Origin of the sequence: Paenibacillus sp. FSL H7-0323 (assembly GCF_038002725.1) — a bacterium.
GTDB classification, from domain to species: domain Bacteria; phylum Bacillota; class Bacilli; order Paenibacillales; family Paenibacillaceae; genus Paenibacillus_AQ; species Paenibacillus_AQ odorifer.
Genome location: NZ_JBBODB010000001.1, coordinates 3,162,590 through 3,184,936, shown reverse-complemented (window position 1 = coordinate 3,184,936; position 22,347 = coordinate 3,162,590). Strand labels below are relative to the sequence as shown.

At 44.0% G+C, this 22,347-nt stretch carries 22 protein-coding genes; 19 read left to right on the top strand and 3 right to left on the bottom strand.

Translation table 11 applies throughout. From position 1 onward, the window contains the following. Window positions 1-43: 43 nt before the first annotated feature. The 18 genes from MHH89_RS14520 to MHH89_RS14435 all read left to right on the top strand — a co-directional run bounded on the left by MHH89_RS14520 (window position 44) and on the right by MHH89_RS14435 (window position 18,050). Window positions 44-289, top strand: a complete 246-nt coding sequence (locus MHH89_RS14520) for a hypothetical protein (RefSeq protein WP_341087403.1) — start codon at window positions 44-46, stop codon at window positions 287-289. Further along, window positions 270-1,622: a phage tail sheath subtilisin-like domain-containing protein gene (locus MHH89_RS14515; RefSeq protein ID WP_341087401.1), complete on the top strand. Its 1,353-nt coding sequence runs from the start codon at window positions 270-272 to the stop codon at window positions 1,620-1,622. The genes MHH89_RS14520 and MHH89_RS14515 overlap by 20 nt, the downstream gene beginning before the upstream one ends. Before the next feature lie 3 nt (window positions 1,623-1,625). Beyond that, window positions 1,626-2,069 carry a phage tail tube protein gene (locus MHH89_RS14510; RefSeq protein ID WP_341087400.1) on the top strand — a complete coding sequence of 148 codons (444 nt, stop codon included), beginning with the start codon at window positions 1,626-1,628 and terminating at the stop codon, window positions 2,067-2,069. 117 nt (window positions 2,070-2,186) lie between these two features. Beyond that, the gene (locus tag MHH89_RS14505; protein ID WP_341087398.1) at window positions 2,187-3,653 is read left to right on the top strand and encodes a hypothetical protein; all 1,467 of its coding nucleotides are present in this window, start codon (window positions 2,187-2,189) and stop codon (window positions 3,651-3,653) included. 73 nt (window positions 3,654-3,726) lie between these two features. Continuing rightward, window positions 3,727-4,137: a hypothetical protein gene (locus MHH89_RS14500; RefSeq protein WP_340033459.1), complete on the top strand. Its 411-nt coding sequence runs from the start codon at window positions 3,727-3,729 to the stop codon at window positions 4,135-4,137. A gap of 179 nt (window positions 4,138-4,316) precedes the next feature. Continuing rightward, window positions 4,317-8,510 carry a hypothetical protein gene (locus MHH89_RS14495; RefSeq protein WP_340033458.1) on the top strand — a complete coding sequence of 1,398 codons (4,194 nt, stop codon included), beginning with the start codon at window positions 4,317-4,319 and terminating at the stop codon, window positions 8,508-8,510. A 2-nt stretch (window positions 8,511-8,512) separates the two neighbouring features. After that, window positions 8,513-9,163, top strand: coding sequence for a hypothetical protein (locus MHH89_RS14490; protein ID WP_076219561.1), 651 nt, complete (start codon window positions 8,513-8,515; stop codon window positions 9,161-9,163). A 14-nt stretch (window positions 9,164-9,177) separates the two neighbouring features. Then, window positions 9,178-10,158, top strand: coding sequence for an XkdQ/YqbQ family protein (locus tag MHH89_RS14485; protein WP_076219560.1), 981 nt, complete (start codon window positions 9,178-9,180; stop codon window positions 10,156-10,158). A gap of 2 nt (window positions 10,159-10,160) precedes the next feature. Beyond that, window positions 10,161-10,502: a hypothetical protein gene (locus MHH89_RS14480; protein WP_076138588.1), complete on the top strand. Its 342-nt coding sequence runs from the start codon at window positions 10,161-10,163 to the stop codon at window positions 10,500-10,502. Continuing rightward, window positions 10,492-10,929, top strand: a complete 438-nt coding sequence (locus MHH89_RS14475) for a contractile injection system sheath initiator (protein WP_256715244.1) — start codon at window positions 10,492-10,494, stop codon at window positions 10,927-10,929. Before MHH89_RS14480 ends, MHH89_RS14475 begins: the two co-directional genes overlap by 11 nt. Then, the gene (locus tag MHH89_RS14470) at window positions 10,926-11,756 is read left to right on the top strand and encodes a baseplate J/gp47 family protein (protein WP_076219559.1); all 831 of its coding nucleotides are present in this window, start codon (window positions 10,926-10,928) and stop codon (window positions 11,754-11,756) included. The genes MHH89_RS14475 and MHH89_RS14470 overlap by 4 nt, the downstream gene beginning before the upstream one ends. Beyond that, window positions 11,753-12,298 (top strand): DUF2313 domain-containing protein, encoded by a 546-nt coding sequence (locus MHH89_RS14465; protein WP_076219558.1) that lies wholly within the window; start codon window positions 11,753-11,755, stop codon window positions 12,296-12,298. Before MHH89_RS14470 ends, MHH89_RS14465 begins: the two co-directional genes overlap by 4 nt. Then, window positions 12,298-12,621, top strand: coding sequence for a hypothetical protein (locus MHH89_RS14460; RefSeq protein ID WP_076219557.1), 324 nt, complete (start codon window positions 12,298-12,300; stop codon window positions 12,619-12,621). Before MHH89_RS14465 ends, MHH89_RS14460 begins: the two co-directional genes overlap by 1 nt. Then, window positions 12,611-16,021: a pyocin knob domain-containing protein gene (locus MHH89_RS14455; protein ID WP_179087529.1), complete on the top strand. Its 3,411-nt coding sequence runs from the start codon at window positions 12,611-12,613 to the stop codon at window positions 16,019-16,021. Before MHH89_RS14460 ends, MHH89_RS14455 begins: the two co-directional genes overlap by 11 nt. Before the next feature lie 5 nt (window positions 16,022-16,026). Next, window positions 16,027-16,629 carry a hypothetical protein gene (locus MHH89_RS14450; RefSeq protein ID WP_076219556.1) on the top strand — a complete coding sequence of 201 codons (603 nt, stop codon included), beginning with the start codon at window positions 16,027-16,029 and terminating at the stop codon, window positions 16,627-16,629. Window positions 16,630-16,746: 117 nt separating this feature from the next. Beyond that, window positions 16,747-17,025, top strand: coding sequence for a hypothetical protein (locus tag MHH89_RS14445; RefSeq protein WP_076219555.1), 279 nt, complete (start codon window positions 16,747-16,749; stop codon window positions 17,023-17,025). A 15-nt stretch (window positions 17,026-17,040) separates the two neighbouring features. Then, complete coding sequence (locus MHH89_RS14440; RefSeq protein WP_076219554.1) at window positions 17,041-17,316, top strand: phage holin family protein; 276 nt, start codon at window positions 17,041-17,043, stop codon at window positions 17,314-17,316. Then, window positions 17,313-18,050, top strand: coding sequence for an N-acetylmuramoyl-L-alanine amidase (locus tag MHH89_RS14435; RefSeq protein WP_076219553.1), 738 nt, complete (start codon window positions 17,313-17,315; stop codon window positions 18,048-18,050). Before MHH89_RS14440 ends, MHH89_RS14435 begins: the two co-directional genes overlap by 4 nt. A 325-nt stretch (window positions 18,051-18,375) precedes the next feature. Here MHH89_RS14435 and MHH89_RS14430 read toward each other — a convergent pair whose 3' ends face one another. Together MHH89_RS14430 and MHH89_RS14425 are read right to left on the bottom strand one after the other, a co-directional pair. Next, window positions 18,376-19,092: a hypothetical protein gene (locus tag MHH89_RS14430; RefSeq protein ID WP_076219552.1), complete on the bottom strand. Its 717-nt coding sequence runs from the start codon at window positions 19,090-19,092 to the stop codon at window positions 18,376-18,378. A gap of 77 nt (window positions 19,093-19,169) precedes the next feature. Continuing rightward, complete coding sequence (locus MHH89_RS14425) at window positions 19,170-19,715, bottom strand: hypothetical protein (protein ID WP_076219551.1); 546 nt, start codon at window positions 19,713-19,715, stop codon at window positions 19,170-19,172. Window positions 19,716-20,239: 524 nt separating this feature from the next. Here MHH89_RS14425 and MHH89_RS14420 point away from each other — a divergent pair. Further along, window positions 20,240-20,527: a hypothetical protein gene (locus tag MHH89_RS14420; protein WP_076219549.1), complete on the top strand. Its 288-nt coding sequence runs from the start codon at window positions 20,240-20,242 to the stop codon at window positions 20,525-20,527. A 61-nt stretch (window positions 20,528-20,588) separates the two neighbouring features. Here MHH89_RS14420 and MHH89_RS14415 read toward each other — a convergent pair whose 3' ends face one another. Then, window positions 20,589-21,719, bottom strand: a complete 1,131-nt coding sequence (locus MHH89_RS14415) for a thermonuclease family protein (RefSeq protein WP_076219548.1) — start codon at window positions 21,717-21,719, stop codon at window positions 20,589-20,591. Between the last annotated feature and the right edge of the window lie 628 nt (window positions 21,720-22,347).

Below are 22,347 nucleotides of genomic sequence, written 5' to 3'. Positions count from 1 at the left end.
GGCGGTTTTTCTTTTGATCAGAAAGGAGAGGAAAACTTATAGCATGAACTTAAAAAAACAGATTCGCCAGGGCGTTGATGTTGTTTTAAATGACCTGAACAAGCGAACAAAGCAGGAATGGATTGAGAGCGCAGTGGTTTTGAAGCGGGAACGCTTTGAAATTGCCGGCGCTCTTTTTGATTATGAGCAAGATACCCTGCTGACTCAGCAGGAAGTTATTCAAAAGGTGCAGGCCTATTTGGGACTGATAAAAAAGGAGGAAACAGTGAATGTCGATACAACGGAATAGACCAGGCGCGTATGTGGAGCTGCAGGCGGTTGCAAAGTCTCGTGTCCTATCGGTATCTGGCCGTGTTTTGATACCGTATCAAGCCGAGTGGGGGTTGCCGAATAAAGCAGTGGATATGGCGGATCAGTCCGAGCGCTTCAAGGAATCTGGTCTACTTGTAGATGAGTTGGAACTGGCTGCAGAGAATGGCGCAACGGTAGTGGGTTATAGGGTTACGAATGGGAATGAAGTAGCTGCTTCGGTTGCTGTGGCCAGCAGCTACACAATTGAGGCCCGTTATCCAGGTACTCGTGGTAATGATTTTGAGTATCTTATTCGGGCGAGTCTGGTGGATGCAACAAAGAAAGAGATTGTCATTCGGGATACGAAAGGCATCTATGATACTGAGACTTTCTTGGTCGCTGATAAAACTGAAGCTATCATTGCTCTGAAGAAGTCCAATATGGTGCGCTTCAAGGATACTGGTGCAACGGCACTGGCTGATGTTGCCTATACCAAGTTGGCTGGCGGAGTTACTGGTACTGCAGCGATCACGGCAGCCAATTGGAGCGGCATCTTTAATCGCATTGATGGTCTAGTGTTTGATGTCGTTTATCTTCCTTCCTCGGACGCAGCGGTACAAGCTGCTGCCAAGCAATGGCTGCTAGATCGGCGTAGCAAGGCTCGTAAGCTGGCACAACTGGTCATTGCAGGGGCATTGGAAACTGATGATGACATTGAAGATCATAATACGCGCAGTCGCGTGGCCAATGCCCGCTTTATCATCAATTGCTCTTTGGCTGGTGAACACACCAATGGTAAGACCTATGGTTCTCTTCACTGGGCAGCATGGGTGGCTGGACTTGCAGCTGGAACACCGGCGAATAAATCATTTACGGGTGTTAAGGTACCAATGACTGAAGCTTTAGTGGACTGGAGTCATAGCGAAGTTTTGAAGGGGTTGGCCGAAGGCACACTGATGGCTACCCGCGACGGTTACGACTATATTATTGAGTCGGCAGTGAACACATTGACCACACTTGCGGCAGGGGAACGGGAGGACTTCGGTAAGATTCGAGTTTCCATGACGATTGACCAAATCCTGAATGACATCTACGCTGCTGGCAAAGCAAACAAGGCAAAGCTGGATAATGACAAGGATGGCCGAGGTATGTTTATCGCAGCGGTAGTCAGTTATCTGAAGACTCGTGCTGAACAAAAGGCGATTGGCTCAGAATTTACATTTACCGAGCATCCAACGAAGATCAGTGACATGGATTATGCTTACTTCTCTTTGTCGGCAAAACCGCTTGATGCAATTGAAATCTTTAATATTGATTGGGAGGTGGCATAGTAGATGGAACGCGAACTTATTGGCCGTAATTTATCCGTGCAGGATGACAACGGGGATTCAATTCAAACGATTAAAGAAGTGGAGGTTATCCTGAAGCCAGAGACACTGGATATTATCCGTGCGCGGAAGATGTCTAAGACGAAACAGATTGTGGGTTATGAAATTACCGTGAAGTTGGTAATGTCTAAACTGGAGTCCTCTCTTCGTTACAGGCTCTTGGCTGATTTCAAGGCAGGTAAGACGATGTTCCTTGATCGGATCACCGGTTCACTTGAGGACATGCAGACTGGTAATATAGAACGGGTGATGATCAGTGGTGTGCATATTCATGATGAAATGGATCTACTGGTTGCCAAGATTGACGACAACAATGGCATCGATATCACGCTTTCCGGTACCGCGAATGATTTTGATTTCATTGAACAGTTTCCGGAGTATATGGCTTAAATGTTCACAAAACAGAAAGAAATTTAAAATAAAAATGTTACTACTTGAATTAATTGAATTAACTTAACAAATGATATTTATCAAAATAAGTAAATTCAAATTAAGGAGAGATAAAAAATGAGTGTTTCTTTAGAACGTTTGGCCTTAACTGATGTAGATATTATGGATGCTTTATTAGAAAAAATATATCAATATTTTACATTCAGAGATGATGACAATCCGACGATGAGCTCTCAAAGTCCATATATTAGCTTCATTAACCCGGGAATGGGTATTGGCGAGAAAGATGTCGATTTTAACATTTATAGTGACGTTGGAGATTTAGAAGCGAAGGATAGACATGCACTCTTTTCACAGATGGTAAATAGCATACCTGAATCTGTTGGATTCTGGCAATCTACAGATATCAAAGTATGGGATATTTATCAAAAATCAATCACTAATATTAAGCTAGCAAGTAGTCAATTGACAACAGATGAAAAAAAGCTTCTTGAGAAATGTGAGAAAATCATTACGAGTACTAACACAAAGAAATATCTTAAATATCAAAATTTATATTTAAAGGCTAAAGAAGAATTTACTATGGTAAGACTTAACGCTTTAAGAAAAAAAGATCCCGCATCAATTCAAATATGGGAAGTTCAGGGTGAACGGCTTACCTTGAACAAAAATTTTGCTTTTAAGCAATGGGTTTCAGAAGGATTAAAAAATAAATATGAAGAAGCAATTGCTACTATCGGTATGCTAACCGAGAGGGGACCGAATGTGATATATGATAATCTTAAGAGTAGGTTCCAGGAGTCTTTTGAAAAAACTCCAGGAATGGGTCTTGATTTTTATCACACCTATATATATCCCCCTAAAATCCTTAGCAGTGAATATAGTGATCGATGGGTTGAATTTTCATTTGAAGAATCAGAAAGACATGAGTACAATAGTCAATCTTCAACCAGCTATGGAGGTGGTGGAGGTTTTAGCACTTTTGGGTTTAGTTGGTCTGCAGGAGCGAGTTACAGTAGAGATATGCAAAGAGAACAATGCGAAATACACTCACAAGGTTTTTCAATTAAGGCATCCTTTCTGCAAGTCCCAATAATTAGACCTTGGTATAGCTCTTATATTTATAAAAGCCGAGGCTGGAAGTGGGTTGATGAAATTACTACTCCAATATCTACGGGGAGCATACCTCCTAATGAAGAAGTATTCATGCCAATTGTCCCCAATTCAATTATTTTTGCTAAGGACATCGAAGTTACATTTAACAAAGAGGATGAACTAACTAAAAAAGCACTAGATGTAATTAAAGGAAAAGGGTCTGTTGGTTTCGGTCCTTTTAGTATAAGAGGAAACTATTCTCATACGAGTAGTTCTTCATCTTTAGATTACGAAGAAACTAATACTGGAATTAAATCAACGGGAATTCAACTATTTGCTTTTGTTTGTGATGTTATCCCAAAATCTCCAAACCCAGATCCTAAGTTATTTGGTGAAGCTGGATTTGTGAAAACGGAGGAGAATTTGTTTTCCGGATTAAATATTGAACCATTTTCTATAGATCAATTGACAAGGTTTTTGCAGAAGTAAACATTGAAATTTAAATTTATATAACCTACCCGCTAATAAAGAGCGGGTATTAATTTTTTTAGGAGGAAAATTAATGGATAATAAATTAGAAAAATACCTATCCAAAGGCAAAGCAGGTCGTAACGACGATACTATTACTGTGCCAGCAGACGGAGAAAATTGGTCTGTACGTCGCCTGACTACTATTGAGGTACGCCGAGCCTATGAACTGGCCTATGAAGACAACGGAGATCCGAAAGAATCCTATAACGAGATTGATGTCATGATCGTTAAAGCAACTGAGCATGATTTCGATTGGAACAACAAAGATTTGCTGCTGGCTTTCAACTGCATCAGTAAGTATGAGCTGCCACCGCGTATCCTAGACAATCCTGCTGATTATTCGGAGCTTAGCAAAGCCGTGCGTAATTTCCAAGAAACAAAGGATGAACTTATGAAAGAAGCAAAAAACTCATCAAGCAAGACGGAGAAGCAAGCTGGGTAGCATCCTTTTGGATTAACCAGAAGCGGCTGCCGACTGAAATCCTACCTTATGAGGTGGATGAACAGCGGCAGTATTTTTTCTGTCTTGCGGCCAGTATGGTGGCCGAAGAAGAAACCAAACGCCTGGCTAACAAGAAATAGGCAGGATGGAGGTGAACAACCATAGCAGCGACAACAAAAGTGACGGTCCCGTTCGAAGCACGTGATCTTATTTCCGGTGCTGTCCAGAATATGCGGAAGGCCATTCTTGGGGCGACTAATGATTTACTAGATTTTCGTCGAGCATCTGGACAGATGGGGAAACACCTTGTATCTGATCTTCGACGATCCAGGAGCGCAGCAGATGATTTAGGAAGCCGGGTCGGCAACGCATCAGATGAAGTGCGTCGGCTGGGACGCGCTAACGTTGATGATATCTTTCGCCGGGCTCAATCAGGAGCCGATGAATTGCGTCGCTCAGCATCTCGCGCCGACGCCGAAATCCGTGGAATGAGTGATTCTCGTTTGCATATACGTGCTCAAGATGAATTGAGCCCAGTCCTTGATGGAATATCTTCCAAAATTACAACGATTGCGGCAACTGCAGGAGCTCTAGTGCTAGGTGGTGGAATCAAGGATGCATTATTCGGGAATGTCATGGACTACTATTCCGAAGCTTCTCGCAGCGCAGCCTTACTACCTGCAACTGCACGTGATCAAGGTCTTCAGACTGTGAAAGATCTAAATGCTCAGGGTATTATCCCTTCTCAGACGGAGGGGGCCAGACAATTAGCTGATATTGCCGCATTAGTCCGGGATAAATCACAAACTAGCGACTTTTTGGGAGCTTCATCGAAGATGAAATATATCCGACCAGATGCTGGCTCGGAGGAAATTAACCGTGCCTTATCGCAATCAGCAGATACTTTCCGAGAGACCTATACTTCAGTTGCGGACAGCATGATGTACGCCTATAAGGAGGTAGGCGATCGCCAGCAGGATCTCTTCGACACCTTTTGGGAGTACAGCGGGTATTTTAAAAATACTGGCGCAAACTCAGGCCAAATGGCTAATTTCTTGACCCAAAGCGTGAAGGAAGGCTCCTTCAATTTTGATAAGCCTGCTGACTTTATAAAGGAAACTTTTGGGGTTAAAGCTTTAGATGCTGGCGATATGGAGAAGTATTTTACTCTACGCGGAGCTGGAAAAGCCGAAGCAGCAAAACAAGCTGTCTCATTTACTGGAGACATTAACTCCGGTGAAGAACAACGTGCAAAGGGTGCGCTCATGGCCCTAGTTGCTGATTTAGCCAGTCAATCACAGAGTGAGCTGAAAGCTTCTCTGGTATCTCTTGGATCAGCTACAGCAGAAGACAACGGAAGTGCTGTGCTCAAGACATTCCAAGTACCTTTTCAACCTGCACCCTCAGGTATTGCAGGGACAACAGAGAGAATGGTCAAGGCTCAGCAAGATGCCAATCCAATGCAGGATATTATTCAGACACGGGCGGAGATCGATCAGCAAATGCAGGAGCTGGGAGCAAATCTATCAACAGCAGTTCTTCCAGCACTTAAAGAATTCAATACTCTTATCACAGAAAATAAAGACGAAATACAAGAACTAGGAACTAAAGTTGTTGGCTTTGTCAGCAAACTTACCAGCTTATATAGTGATCATTTCAATTCGATAAATGGGGCTTTAGGAGTTGTTGCTGGAGGGTTAGTAGCAGTGAAGGGAGGAAGACTACTCCAAAAAGGCTATACGAGTGTCAAAACAGCAACAGATTGGATTGGTCAGAGAAGAGGACAAACAACAACTCCAATCGATGAAGTAGGCACCCCTACCCGCCGTAAATTTACGCTCCGACGTGGCACCACTGCTGGATCAAATGGTGGTCTTGGCGGTGGTCTGAAATCGATTTCCTCTATGACTGTAAATGCCAGTGTGGTCTACCTTAATGAATCTGGCGGTTTAGGTGGATCAATTGGTGGGCAAGGTAGTCGCTCAGGAGGTAGGTCAACCCGCCGTGGGCGTACTGGTCGCTCAAGTTCTAACACCCGAACAATAACTGGTGGCAGTGGAGGTACAGGCTCAATCAGAGCGCGCCGGGGTACGCGAACTACTAATATTCCTGATATCGATGCAATTCCAGACGTTGCTGGAAGAAGAGGACGAGTTACCTATCGTAATACCGCTCGGCTTCGGGGGACGTCTGCTGTTCCGGATATCATCTCGGATGTCTCGGATATACCTGCGAGACGAGGGTTGTTAAAGGGATTCGCTAAAGGTGGGACCAAAGCTGTAAAAGCATTAGGAATTGCAGGTACTGTGGCGGGTATTGGCATGACAGGCTATGACCTGTATCAAGCATCAAGAGACGATGGGTTTAAAGCCGGAGTATCATCTACAGGCGGATCATTGGTCGGAGGTACAGCAGGGGGAATCCTTGGGGGTGTTGTTGGTTCATTAGCTGGACCCATAGGCACTGCAGTAGGAGCAGCAGCAGGCGGATGGGTTGGTGATAAACTAGGTTCCCTAGCCGATTCGAGCGGGGTTACAAAATCCGTTGTTGATGGAGTGGTTTCGGCTGCTGGCGGTATTAAGGATGCGGCAGCTTCAATAGGTGGTTGGCTTGGCTTCGGCAAAAAAGAAGAGAAAAAGCCAGAGGTTAAACCCCCACCTGAAGCAAAGATCACCTTTGGTAACTTGACACCGGAACGAGAAAAACAATTACAGGAGACCTTCAACGTTTTCCGGGCCAATGTGGCCAAGGATGGATTAAAAACCGCATTGACCAGTGCTGTTAACGAGAGCGGTGTTAAGGAAACGGTTGATAAGATTAAAAATACATTTGTTGGCGCGTGGAAAAGCACAGAATCGGGCAATGCTCAGCAAAACGTGCAGGCTGTTGGAGCAGCTGCACAGAAAACAGCTGGACAGACTCAGCAGTTAGGTGTAACCACGAAAATCAGCAATGCTGGAATCGTTCAGGGTGCTGGTGCAGCGGGAGCGAGTATGCTCGGAATCGGGACTGCAGTAAAGACGGCGACGGATGAGACGAAGCAGCAGCTGCTATCGATACAAACGGTTACGAGTCAGAGTGAAAGCTGGGGTAGTACCATTATTACGAGGATTTCCAAGGGGATGCAGAGTAAATTCCCAGAACTTAAGTCGACAGCAATCGGTGCTATGGGTATTCTGAATACCCTGACTGGAGCAGGGTCTACGAAATCATTTGGTACACCAAGTCTTATGAAATCCAGTGGTGGTGCCGCATATGCAAACGGCGATATTATTACTCGACCTCATATCGGGTTAGTCGGTGAGGCGGGACCGGAAGCTATTATTCCTCTCTCAGCAGGGCGCCGGCAACGCGGGGTGAAATTGTGGGAACGAGCTGGTGCGATGCTGGGTGTCCGTGCGTATGCAAATGGAGGCATTGTTGGAGCACAGCCTTTGCGGACTCAAGCTTATAAGGCGAAGACCTACATTGATGATAACAACGACAGGATAGGTTACGGAGCCGGCTATGCCGAAGGGATCCATGGCTCACTTGAAATGGTGAAAAGGCAAGGTCTGAAGCGCTACACCAAGGCGATGAGTAAAGCGAGCAGCCTCACTGATGCTTATAAAATACGCTCGACGGGTCATCAATTGCGTAGGCAGGCTGCCAAGATGAAAACCTTTGCCAGAAGTACGAAACTACTTGGCAAAGTGGTTCGACCTGTCGGCTACGCCATGGATGGTTGGGATATCCTCTTTGCTGGCAAAGGAAAGCGCGGGCGACAGACTGCTAAAGTAGCTGGTGGAATTGGAGGCGGGATCTTAGGTGGTGCTGCAACGGGTGCAATACTTGGTACCTTCCTCATGCCTGGTGTAGGAACAGCCGTTGGCGGTGCAATCGGGGGGCTGTTAGGAACAATCGGCGGTGAGAAGTTGGCCACGAAAATGTATGATGGCATTTCTGGATTCTTTGGCCGTCGAAAAAAGCGCAAGAAGAAGTACGCTGAGGGTGGACTTATCAGTGCTCCACATATGGGACTGGTCGGCGAAGCTGGTCCAGAGATGATCATCCCATTATCCAGGCAGCGGAGCCAGCGTGGCAGAGCATTATGGGAACAAGCCGGCAGCTTGCTTGGTGTTCGTCCCCATGCAGATGGTGGTACGGTAGGTATGAGATCTTCCAGTATCCCGGTAGCGAAGACATTAGCGCAGGCACCTGCAGCGATCCGCGATATCGTAATTGAGAACATCAACATCGATTTTGGTGAACTGGCCAAGGGAATTACCAACTTTGCTGAATTCGCTAAGATGCTGACCAGCCCGCAGGGACGAGCGTTGTTCCGCAAGGTTTTCGGCGAAGAGTTGTACAATGCTCTGGAAAGTGGGGGATAATCATGCTGACCATGATACGTGATAAGAATCGCTTCACCTTTCCAATTACACCGGCAGAGATACAGATCACCAGCAGCAATGAGATAGATTCTTTTGTCGTAATTACAGGTGAAGAGAAGACAAGTAAGAGACTCACTTCGAAGCTGAAGCGGGTCTCTTTTTCTGTGATCTTCCCGCGAGTCTGGGAAGAACTTTGGGAAACTGGAAAAGAGACGGTGGCTTACCAGTCTCCAGAACAGGCATGGAAGCTAATGGAGGAATGGAAGCTCAAGCCGGTTGTGATCAACTTTGAATCGCTCTTTTCGCAAACCATGTGGTTTGAAAGTTTCGAGGCCACGTATAAAGATGGTCAGGCGAATCTGCATATCACATTTAATTTTGTAGAGTTCAACCCAGTTAAAATTGTTTCGTATTCCAACACAAAGCAGCTTTTGAAACCGGGTGTAATCATAACCAAGTCATCCAAAAGTCGACCTAATACAACGGGGAAAACGGACAAGAAGAATAAGACGAAGAAAAATGAGAAATCGAAGAAAGCAGAGGAAAAAAAGAAGAAAAATGAAGAGAAGAAATCCACTGCTAACGCTAAAGGCAACTTTGATTATCTGGCTCAAAAAGAACGGATTTTGGATAAGAACTCTAGCGTTAAATAAAAGGCGGGGTTGAGATGGATAACTTTGCGATCCTTTACGGAAAGGAGAGCAATCGGCAGCTGTTGACGGATGCGGCAGTTGAATTGTCCTGGTCTTCAGCACGAGATGAAATCGCACGCAGCTCAACTGTTCGACTCCGCAACGCTGCTGATCTGAAGGTAGCCGGTATGCTGATGTGCTTTTCACAACGATTAAAAGGTGTGGGTGTGCTTCATCACAAGAATCAGTTCTTCCATGGTCCCATCATCAAGTATGAACAAAATGAGTTCACGGATGAATGGGAGGTTGAAGCGCGGGAGATGAGTTGGTATTTAGCGAAGAACAAAGGCACACGCCCATACTTGAAGGGTGAAGCCGGTGCAGAGCTGCAGCGTTATATCAAGACTACCGGAATTGATTTTCGATGTCCTTCGTTAGGGTTCAACCTGGATGAACGCTATGGCACGATGTTCCATTCAGAAGTTATCTTGGATGTGTTGCAAAAGGCATATGAGCGTAGCGGCTACCGCTATCATGTAGATGTAGTCCGAACGGAAACTAGTTTCTACCTGCAGGTAGTTAGGGAGGGAACGAACACCCTTGTTCCAGTCTTCATTCCGGAGCAGATGGAAGCCAGCACCGCTGGTTATAGCATTGAGGAGACTTACACAGTTGTTACCGCACAGAAGTATAAGGACGATAAGCTGGCTTCCTCAGTCACCAAAACAGCAGCAGGTGCAGTTCAAGCCATGGGCAGGATGGAAGAGATCATTGAAGTGGAAGAAGATGAGGACCCAGCTACGATTGCTACGCAGCGCCTGAAGGCTTTGTCGCAGGCGAAGCAGATTAAGAAAATTACTGTCAAGCATGAAGACCATACGCTGACAGGGCTTCGGGCTGGATGGATGGTGTTGATCAAAACGGACCATACCTCCAAGTGGATTGTAGAGTCTGCAGAAAGCAGTTTTAAGAATGGGTTATACACTGTGAAGCTTGAACTGGAAAGGAGGGAATAACGTTGCTAAATGACGCATTGAATTTGTTGAAGGAAAAGACGAAAGGTCATATTGACTCTCGAGATACCGAACGAGCGACATTATTGAGCTGGCCAGGTAATCCGAAAATTCAGGTAGAAGGTGACCCGGAACCTTATCTTGCAGATAAACTGGTCTTTGCAGAATATCTGCAGGAACGCCGTATCGATGCAGTCTTTGAGGTTGAGCAACTTGAGGTTTCAAAGTTAACCGGTGTCCTAACGATCCCCAGCCCTCTGAAGGTTGGAGATCAGCTTATTGTTTCTCGGATGACAGGCCAGCGGTATTATGTGCTCGGGAAGGATGTGGGCAGTAGTGGCGGATAGTTTCTTTCCTGAGTTAGATATATCGGACATTGGAGAAGTCGAACTTACTGAATCTGTTGTATCGGCTACGAAATGGACGTACTTAATCGATTACCGTAATCGGCGCGCCGTTCTTACTGAAGATGGTTACCCGAAGAAGACCAGCACTTATGAAGAATATCTAGTTCAGACAGCACTCAAGATTCTGAATACTGAGCGTTTCAGGTATGTGTTATACGGCGAGGAGGTTGGCGTGGAGAGATCGGAGTGGTCTACTTGGGAGGATGTAGAGATCAAACGAGATATGGAGGAAGCTTTGACTGCTCATACCGAGATTGTGCGTGCTGAGGTGCGATCGATGATTCGAGAAGGACAGGAGATGCATCTTAGAATATTGATAACTGGCTTAGCGGGTCAAGTGGAACTGGAGGAGGCGATTAGTGTATGACCATTAAACTGAGTGATTTACCGTCACTCCCCTACATGCCTATCCTAGAAGAAGAGCCGGAGGAAATCTATCAACGTTGGGTTAACCGTGCCATAGCCTTGGCGCTTGAACGAGGGCTACCACCGCCGCCAACAGGAGAAGGAGAATACTTTTATGATCTTTGGTATCCACTTGCGTTAGAGCTTGCGGAGCAGCAAATGCTATGGACTTATGGATTCGTTCAAGGGTTTCCGATTTGGGCAGATTCCGAGTATCTTGATGGTCACGGATGGGCTGCAGGTCTTATCCGCAAGGATGGGGAGAGTGACGATACATTTCGCCTACGGATGTTGGGGCGTGCTGCTACCGAAATCGGGAGCGGACGTCGCAAAGATTATGAAACCTGGGCTACAGAGATGGCCGGTGTTGGTGGAGCGATAGCTCGTGAAAAGGAACGGCATGATAACTCCATCGATCTTTACTTGACCAACCTGGACGGACAGCCAATTACTGAGGAATTTGCTGAGACGGTCAAAGTATGGATGTGGGAGGAGCGACGGATCGCTGGGCATGACTTATTGGTACATCCGGCTCCGGTCTTTAATGTGCTTTTAGAGACACGTTTGCTAACGTCTAGCGGTACAGATCTTACTGTCCTGGCAGCGACCATTCAGCAGCGTGTATTGGATTACGCAAGCGGACGATCCAAACTAATATACAATTACGTGGCTGCCTTACTACTATTGCCTGGCGTGGATGATTACGAGAGTTTGACCCTCAATGGGGATGAGGAGGATATTGTTCTCCCCTTGTCGTCTGTTTTGAGAGTGGAAGTGATCCTGCTATGATTCCGCTTAGATACCGCGAAATGCTGCCACCTTATTGGTATGAGATTGATATGGCAGATCGTCATTTTTCAGTTTTTGAGAAGGAAATGGACGATCGTTTGCAAACTATAGACGATCTGAGCAATCAGTTTATTCTGCGAAGATCGACCTGGGCGTTGTGGATCTGGGAATGGATGTACTTCCGGAAGACTCAAGAGGGAAGCGACGATGAACGTAGGGAGGCGATACGCCGGAAGCGCTGGGGCGATCGTCCTTTTAAGCTTCCTCTGCTTCGAGAACTAGGGAATCAGCATGGTATGTTGATAAGTGTTTCAGAGGATTTTTTAGCAAAAGAGATCCATTTTGAATTTTCCTTAGTTCAACCGTTTAACATGGCAGGTCTGCAGGCTGATTTTGAATACGTGCGTCCGGTTCATATTCGTCGAGCAGTATTTAGTTCAGCAGTTCCGACGCAAGTCATTAATATAAAAGGTACTGGCTACTCGCATGGAGTGGACTTCCCGATTTGCGGGTTTGAAGTTCCGTTTGGAGGAGGGGAGTAATGGCAGACGTTATTAAGCAGTTGCTTCTTGAGAAGTTGATTTCGAATTTGAATGGTCACATCGTCAGCGCGCGGGTGAATATAGGAGGGGTTCAGACGACGTATCCTATTTACAACACAATTGTATCTGGTATGTCTGTTCGAAAGTACATTTATCTAACGGAGACTCAAGCTATCGGCAAACAACTTTTAGGCGCAGCCTTGCTGGATGCTGAAGGTAATATACTGGCAGATCAACCCCTTCTCGTAACTAAAAACGATAAGGGGTTTTTGATTGCCTTTGAATTTGTTTTGAGATTGGAGGCGAGTGCTGGTGGCGTATAACAAGCAGCAGTGGAAGGACGAGATTCCCGACTTGACCAAGCCGATAAAGGATTCCTCGGGAAAGCAAAAGACTGACCCACAAACCGGGAGGCCTTTGTATGAACTGGTCCAAGAAGGTACACGTCTTACATCTCAGCGTTTGAATCACATAGAAGATGGTATTGAGATCGTCCATGAACTGACAGATCAAAACGCTGCGGATATTGATACACATAAAAAAGATACAGTTAAGCACATAACGGCTGCTGAAAGAGCGGAATGGAAAGCCAAGGAGACACTTGCAGGTGCTCAGACTAAAGCTGATGCTGCTCTATCAGCTGCCAAAACCTATGCAGATACCGCGCTACTTGCAAAGGCAGATAAATCATCCACTTACAGCAAAACAGAGACTGACCAGCGTATTCAAGCTGTGGTCGGTGCTGCACCGGACGCTCTCGATACACTTAAAGAAATTGGGGACGCACTGAATAATGATCCGAACTTTGCAGCCACGGTCACCAATCAACTCTCAGGCAAAGTGGATAAGGTCGCGGGAAAACAACTTTCAACAGAGGATTATTCATCTTCTGAGAAGGCGAAGTTGGCGGGGCTTACTCCTGGGGCTGGGGGGGCAGGATCGGCTACAGATGCTACGATAGGTAACCGTACAGCTGATCCTTCGATTACTACTCCCTATAGCTTGACGGGCACTATCACTCAGTGGTTTTCCTGGCTTACCAAGTATCTTAAATCCATAACAGGCAAAGCTAATCCATTTGACACACCTGACATAACACTAGCCGCAACTAAGACACACGTTGACGACACTACAAGGCACATTACAGCCACAGAGCGTACTGCCTGGAACGCAGCAGAGAGTAACGCAAAGAATGCATCTATTCCCAAGACAGAAAAGGGTGCTGCTAGTGGTGTAGCTGCGATGGACGCTACCTCTAAGGTTCCACGTGTTAACACATACAGTTCATTAGGTGGAGCTGGAGGTGCGACCAACCTCAACACCTTATACACTGCTGGTACGTACTCAGTTACTAATACGGCTACAGGCGCCCCAGAAGCTAACTATGGACAAGTTATAGTTCATGTAAGCTCTGGTGACACTCACGACAACGTAGCTAACTGGATATGGCAAATGTTCTTTAGTACGATAGGTCCGATATACGTTCGAAGAAAAATAAATGAAAAAGAGTGGCAAGAGTGGGTACCTCTGTGGACAGGGTATAATGACTCCCCTGTATTTATGCCCAGAGCACGTATTACTAATAACACAGACTTTAACACCTTACTAACTAACGGTATATGGTCAATTTATATGCCTACGGGAATTACTAACGCTCCAGCTGTAACCTATGGGCTTCTGTTTGTGTACGTCTCTGACAAAAGTACTACGTATGTTAAGCAAGAAGTTATAGATGTTACCAATGGAAACACCTATATTCGGGCAAGAAGTAGTGTCGCGGTCTGGTCAGCTTGGAAGTTATCAGAGACAACGGATAAAAAGAACACAGCTAACGGGTATGCGGGACTTGATGCAAATACTAAATTACTTGATGCCCACATTCCTGCTAGCATTGCTAGAACATCGCAAATCATACCTGCTAACACAGACTTAAACGCGTTTAGAAATGAGGGAGACTACTTCTGCCCTAGTAACGCGACTGCGGCAACTATCTTGAATATGCCTACAGCTATTGCGGGACAATCTTTTTACCTTAGAAATAACACACATGCAGGAGTTAACCAGTCCATCATCTCGTATAATTCTGCGTCATTTAGAATTTACACACGCAATTACTATTCGCCAGGTTCTCCTCAATGGTCGGATTGGATGGAGATAGAGCACAGTGGAAGAAAGAATGTAGCTAGTGGATATGCGGGACTGGATGCGTCTATTAGAGTACCACGTAACAATGTGTATAACTCTTTGGGTGGAGCTAACACTATCCCTACTGTGGATTTAGACCTTGCACTAACGGCGGGAGTATATCCTATTAGTCCTGTTACACTTAACAAGCCAGCCGCAAGTATGTGGGGGCAAGTGTTGGTTTTTATCAGCGGCGCAGAAACGCATAATAACGCGAATACATGGACTTGGCAGCTACTATTGCAATCTAGCGGTGGTTCTTATGTGAGATTTAAAGACGCTGCGGCTGCATGGAGTACCTGGGTTCCGTGGTGGACGGGTAACAACGACAGCCCATTTATTAGGGATAGAGGGTTGATCGCCAACGCGACTAATTTCAACAACATAGTAACTAGTGGTCTTTACGCCATGTTCCAAGAGCCGCCAATAACCTATGTGAACTCCCCGCTAGTGAATTACGGTCTTCTCCAAGTTTCGAGAGTGGATCACAACGGGACTTTTTATATCAAACAAGAGGTTATTGATGTCATATCGGGCGCAATCTACACGCGAGGAAGATCGGGGACAAGCGCTATTTGGACGGCTTGGGTATCTAGTATCAGCAGTGCTGGGGGTAACTTCACTGGCCCTGTATCAAGAACTTATAGTTCTGAATCGGTAAAACTCAGCAACGTAGCTTCTTACAAGGGCAATATTAATAACACAGGTGCGATTAAGATAACCCTTCCGGTTGGTTGGAACGCCACTATGATGACCATAAAAATAACGGGGTATGAGTACGCATCTAATCGCGGGGCGTGGGAACTTATCATTGGCGGGTATAACTTCACTGGCGGGTGGATGATGACCTCAGCTCTGGCAGATTCTGCGGCGGGGAGTTTACCGTTTACGTCTGTGCGTCTTGCTTACGATGGTACTAAGTGCTGTATCTTATTAGGAACGACTACTAACGTATCTCAGTACCCGCACATAGAGGTAACAGAGGTGTTAGCGTCTCACAATGGAGCCAGCGCCTTGGCCTCTGCGGGTAACTGGACGATTACAAATATCACAAGCGAAACAGGTATAACGAACGCTGTCATTGTACCGATAAAGTGGGGTAACGCCGATACACTGTCCGGGTGGTCTCCTTCTCAGGCTCCAACACCAAATACAGTAGTTGTCCGCAATAGCAAAGGGGAAATCCCGGGTATAACCAGTACGGCGGCGAAAGTAGAAGACCTGCCGGTAGCTAATTCAACAAGCGGGGTTCCGGTGCTGGCGTATACACCTACGGCAGACGAGACCATTACTGTTTTGGTTTATCTTTCCCTGTTATACGATACTAAAATCTCGATATACGTTCAGTATGTTGATCCTAGACTTGGACTGACAGCTTATGAATTCTTGCCCGTGTCAGCGACACCAGCACCATACGACGGCTACGTGTTTGTTCCGGCGTTCATTAGAGTAAAGGCGAATGAAACAGTGTCGCTTTTAGTGACTCACAACAATACAACAAACCCGGCATATGTAACAGCCGCAATAAGAAGGGAGTAGATGGAATGACTAAACTAGTATTGCCAGGGGATGCGAAAGCATCCCAAGTGCTTGAAGGCGTTAAATACAGCGCGGGAACGGTTATGAACGGAACTGGAACCATGAAGAAGCAAACAGATTTTTATGTGCCTGTCACGTTATACGATGCCTCATTTGGTCGCGTGGCTTTCTCACAGGCTGACGGTGTTTACAACGGTTACCACGACGAAACCACCAAGTACACAGTGGAAGAACCTAACCTACAGCCAGAGAATATCCCTAAAGACATGATCATGTTTGGGATACAAGGCACTATGGCTGCTGCTAGTGCAAAAGTTGTGCGTTCCACATATTTAAACGTCCCAGCGCAAAGTTCAATTTCTGTAAAGGAATCGGCTCCTTTTAATACCATTGAAATGATGATTATAGACTCATATTTCGTTGCGCAAATACCACATTCTGTGATTTACAAAAGACCTGGGGAATCCTATAAGTACATGACGGTAAAGGGACAGTCAAACCCGTTAGAGGTTAGTAATATAACTCTATTGGATGGGAAGCCCTCCTTTACCTTAACGAATCCAGCGGGGTTCTCACAAAACTGCTACTTGATAAGCTATGGAACGTAACTTTTCGATAAAATATTCCAATCTATAATGCTTTGTTTGTCTTGAAACTACGCCATATAGGCGTTTTTATTTTGCCCTCGGATCCCCGGGGGCTATTTATATTAAGGGGGGAAGGTAGTGGAGATTACAACGATTACAGCATTAGTCGCAGCAGTAAGCGGCGTTGTATTAGGGTGGGTTACCAGAACGTCTGCATTTAAAAAGGATGTGGCACAAGAGGCTGGTAGTGGTGCGGCATTGCGTACAGACGTTGAGTACATCAAACATGGTGTTGATGATGTTCGATTTGAGTTAAAAGACCAGATAAGACGATTTGATGCATTAACAGAGCGAGTAACACGAGTTGAAGAATCTACCAAGCAAGCCCATAAACGCTTGGACAAAATCGAAGAATAGAGAGGATGAATTTATATGGAATGGAATGCAGTTGCGAATTTTATTAAGCCAGAATTGCTGATGGTTGTCGCTGTGTGCTGGGTGATTGGCTATATCCTTAAACAAACCCCAAAGATACCCGATTGGACAATCATTTACGCAGTTACTTTAGCTGCAATTATCCTGGTTGTACTGACTACTGGATTAAACGTAGACAGTGTTCTACAGGCGATTTTATGTAGTGCAGTTGCTGTGTACGGTAATCAACTGGTTAAACAAACGGCTAAAGCGAAGGAGGGGAATGAACAATGAAGAAGGTATGGATCGACGCAGGACATGGTGGTAAGGATCCAGGAGCAGTTGCAAATGGTTTAAAAGAGAAAGACATCGTACTGTCAGTGGCTTTGGAGATTAAAAAGCGACTCGAGACAAATTATGATGGAGTTCAGGTGTTACTATCCCGTAGCACTGATGTGTTTCTGGAATTAAAAGAGCGCACAAATCTAGCCAACAAAGCAGGCGCTGATATCCTGGTTTCAATCCATGGTAACGCTGGGGGTGGCTCTGGTGGATTTGAGACATTTAGATATATAAAAGCCTCAGCCACATCGGCAGCACTGCAAAACGTCCTGCACTCAGCGATTATGGACACGCTCAATAAGGTCGCTGTTGGCGTGATTGACCGAGGACAAAAGGCGGATAACCTGCACATGGTACGGGAGAGTAAAATGCCAGCAGTACTCACAGAAAATTTGTTTTTGGACGTGGCAACTGACGCTGCCAAACTCAAAAAAGATGTGGTTATCCAAGCAATCATTGATGGCCATGTGATCGGGATTGCAAAGTATTTGGGACTGAAGAAGAAGGAAGAAGGGAATCAAGTGAATAGAGAAAATAAAGTGGCTGTATTCGTAAATGGCAAGAAGGTGGCTGACGGCGTACTTGATAACGGCACTACCTATACTCCTGCACGAGCTGTAGCAGAGGCTCTAGGGGCTACAGTTGTATATGACGCAGTAAGAAAGAAGGTTAACATTACAAAGTAACTTTTTAAACATCTTAAGATTATATATCCACTGGCCTAAGCTGGTGTTTTTTTTGTTTAGCTTGCCCAGAGGCACGCATTATCTAGTTATCTAACAAAAGTTGAGGGTGTACAAAGAAGTAAAGTTATCATAGACTAGACGATCAACAATGGAGGTCGGAGAATCCACGGAGTTTTTCTATCTGACTCGAAAAAACTTGGCAAGAATAGAAGAGCCAGCGGACAAATGACCGCTGGCTAAACTCGAAAAAGTGATTTCATCCAGAAACTAAATTCTATGTAGTAACGTTATAATGTCTGTCGAGTTTCCAGTGACTGTATTTTTATTAGGGAGCAAATATAGCCCCTTCATTATTGTAGTATGCGTAATGAGATGAAGTGTAAGTAAATGATACAGTGACAGATACCGCCTGGTTGCCAGCTTGAACACCTCCGGAGGTAGAAGTTTCTCCATTGTTGCAGAACTGACCATTCACAATCCAATAGATTTGTGTTGGATTTACTATTTTTGCAGTAAGATTACCTCCGTATACTTTAGAATAAGGTAATGTAAGACCGGAAAGTGTGTTTTTTGCATTCATTTGAACATCGAACATTTCATTAAATTGATAAAAAGATCCAGAATGGTACGTAATTGCATAAACCATTAGAGTTGGATTGTAATACGGATTTACATCTAAAACAACTGAAAATTTTGATACTCCTGTACTTGCAGCAGCCAAAGTTGAATTTTTAGAATTTGTAGATGAATTTGATGTTTTATCGGGGTGTGTAGTTCGTACTTCTTCTACTGTTCTACCACTATTTTCTGCAATTTCAGCAATAGCTTCTTCATAACTCATTTCTTCTACAGTCACTCGATCCCCCAAACTTTCCAAATTGTTCAAATCAATTTTTCCTTGAAGCAAATCAGAATTAATTTCTTGGAGTTGCTGTGAACTTGAATCGCCTTCAGTGCTTGCTGCGTAAGAATGAGAAGCTGGCAAAATAAGTGATGCACATAGAGTTAAGGATAAGGCAAATGCTGATAAAACTTTTTTCATAATAATGTCTCCTTTTCTATTAATTTCTTACACAATATATCATAATGTGGTATATCTTGTAAACTATTGAATTATAATCATCTATAACCACCATTATTGAAAATTTGGACTATCTTGGATATTCTTAGAATTATATTTAGTTTTTTGTCTTTCTCAGTAGGGTTTTCAGGAAGATCCAACCCCCAAACTTGATATCTATCATTAGTACGAACAAACCCAGAAACATACTGTCCTGATTTGCCAAATTCGACATCATTTAATGTTAATCTTGAGTCTCTAAAAACTCCGGGGAGTATATCCTCTGTTCCAATGAAGAAAACAGGGTATTCAATACGACTAAAGTAATCTTGGTATGCTTTGGTTGCAGCTTGATTAAAATATTCCCTCGTTACAATAAGAGCATCATAGGTCTTGTTTTTTTCCTCTAAGAGATCCGTTAATTCTATTGGTTTGTAGTTAATATTCTCAACTTGTTGAAACGGATTCTTTCCTACGATAGCAATTTCTAAAGGGATTGTAGGTAGGTCATATAGTTCGCTATTATTTGTTACAGTTTTATTCTCCTGACATCCTAAAAGAAGCACTGATAAAATTAATAAAAATGAAAGTAATTTAATTCTCAAAATTCAACTCTCCTTCCAATTTTAAAAGATAGTTTATATTTACAAACATATCTTTATATTACATTATTTAATGATAAATACCAATTATAAGGAATCTCCTAACGGTCTTTAGTGCAAATATACAATCGCTGTGAGAAATGGCCTGGGAGCCGTTTGCAACAGTATTGGGGATATAAACATAGTTTCACCACTCCATAATTATAATTTTTAGAATGACGTAGGAGGGCAGGTAAGTCTTGGATCATGGGAATCACTGTCTCTTTTTTTCATTGCTTAAAATTTCCTAATGCGGTTATAATACAAACAAGTGTTCTTATTTTTTGGAGGCGATCACATGAAAATGAGTGTTGGCCAAACAGTTGAAATTATATATCAGGACAAAGCGGAAAAGATTACGCAACGCAAGATCGAGGTCTATGGTATTCGTGACGGTCGTATCCGGGCTACATGCCTGACCACCAACTCGCCCCGTGTATTCTTAGAATCCAGTATCCTGTCATGGCAACCCATACAGGAGAGACGCTATGCTTAGCGATACGGCCCGCAAGCTGTTGATGATTATGCGGCATTGCTCGGTGCATCATGGATACATGCCTACGATAGAGGTACTGGAGACAAAGAGCGGACGGACACCAGAAAAGATTCTAGCCGGGCTGCAGGAATTGGCAGAGGACAACTACATTCTGTGGGAATTTGGGAAACCACCTGAGAGTGCAGTTGTCGTTGAGGGATGGGAGCGAAAAGAGGATCGACCAGCATATGTTTCATGGGGCATTGACGGTGGCCATATAGATTACTGGACAGATTACTAGGAAGGTATACATAATTGTAATGACATAGCTAAACCACAGGAGCACTTCCTGGGGTTTAATTTTATTCACAACCTATACCGTCTCCGTCTCGATCGAGCTTTCTTGAGTAGCCAGGGTCACCTGCATAGATTGGATCTGCGCCGGCTGCCCTAACGGCGGAACAGTTTTTGTAATAAACATCTTGGACTGGTTGGGGTGTTGCTGTTGGCTTTTTAGTAGGAGCAGCAGTTGGCTTCTTTGTTTGTGCTGCAGGTTTTTTCGTTTCAACAGGTTTCAAAGTAGCCACTGGTTTTGGTGAGGGTTTGACAGTAGCAGTTGGTTGAGTACTTACTTTCGCAACTACAGTATCATCATACCCTTTATCAGTTGCGTAATCTTCTATGCTCCAAATCCCTAACTTAGCCGACTGTGCTTTCTTTTGGATCTCCCTAAATTGATCAACATATTTGACATCAGGCTGATAAACAGCAACCCTCGCAAGCCCCTTTTCAAGCAACATTTCATTTACCATCTTATCACCAACGTATGCATATGCTAAAATGCGTCCATATTTATCCCGCTCAGATACGTCATATTCGAGTTTTACAGTTTTTCCTGTAAGGATTTCTGCTGTATAAGCACTCGCTTCAAGGCCAAAAGGTTGAACCGGCTTAGAAGGATGTTTAGTCTCCGGTGTATCAATAAGTATGAGCCGCACTTTCTCAGATGTGCCGTCTTGTAATTTGACCGTAAAGGTATCCCCATCAGTGACGGAGATTACCTGAACTTCAATTGTTTCCGCAGATGACATTAAACTTGCTGGTTCGATATTTTGCTTTGTATCAACCGACGTTGACACTTTTTCAGTACTTTCAGTCTTGTTAACATTTTCCACAATTTTTTCTTTTGCTACGGAGTTTCCTTGCTCGACAGTTGTAACTTTAGGAATAGTTACTACAAACAATATAAGAGATATCGCAATAGTGATTAATGAATATGTGGTAACCGCTTTGCGTGTCTTTTTAGTTGGATCTCCCCAGCGAATAATTAGTGAAGGCTTAATCAGACCTATAATCCAAATCGGTATTGCAACAAAGGATATCAAGAAAAAGTTAATAGCTATAGCATCCCGAAAAGATATGCCCGTAAAAATAAGAATTTCTATTAAAGCGATAATACTAAGAGAAATCAGAAACTTTTTTGATCTGAGCATCAAGGAACCCCTTTTCTATAAATAGATGAAGTTAGCTTAGCAGAAATGGGAGATTATGACTATTAAATTCAAACGGGAACTTTATCAGAATATTCATGATTGGCACAGCGGAAGCTTGAGATTCTGAGATTGACGGGGTGGGTTCATTTATATATAAGAAATACGATTATACAAACTATAACAAAAGAAAATCACCTGATAAAATCTCGGGGAAATTACATAATCTATTTTCATCAGTTTGTACCTGTTTCTACTCCACGAGTAGAAAAAATAGATCATATTTCAAACTGGTTATGACCTGTTTTTATGGGCTATGTAAAAAGATAATATGAAGTATTGTACCTTGCCAATATCAGCTGGGTATTTTTGCGATCAGAAAAATTTTCCTTTATCGTTACATACATGTTGTGGGAAATGGATTATATTTAGAATACACAGTTTGGAAGCATCGGCAGTGTAATCCGGAAGTATCAAGAAGAGACCTCGCGGATCAGTAACCGCCAAGTCTCTTTTTTATATTCTAGGGGGGGATACATTGTTAAAACCGTCGTCCTCATGATATTGATAATTATCATTTCAGCAGTTGTAGTCTATATTTTTCTGCCAAAAAGGCAGAAGTGTATTCAAA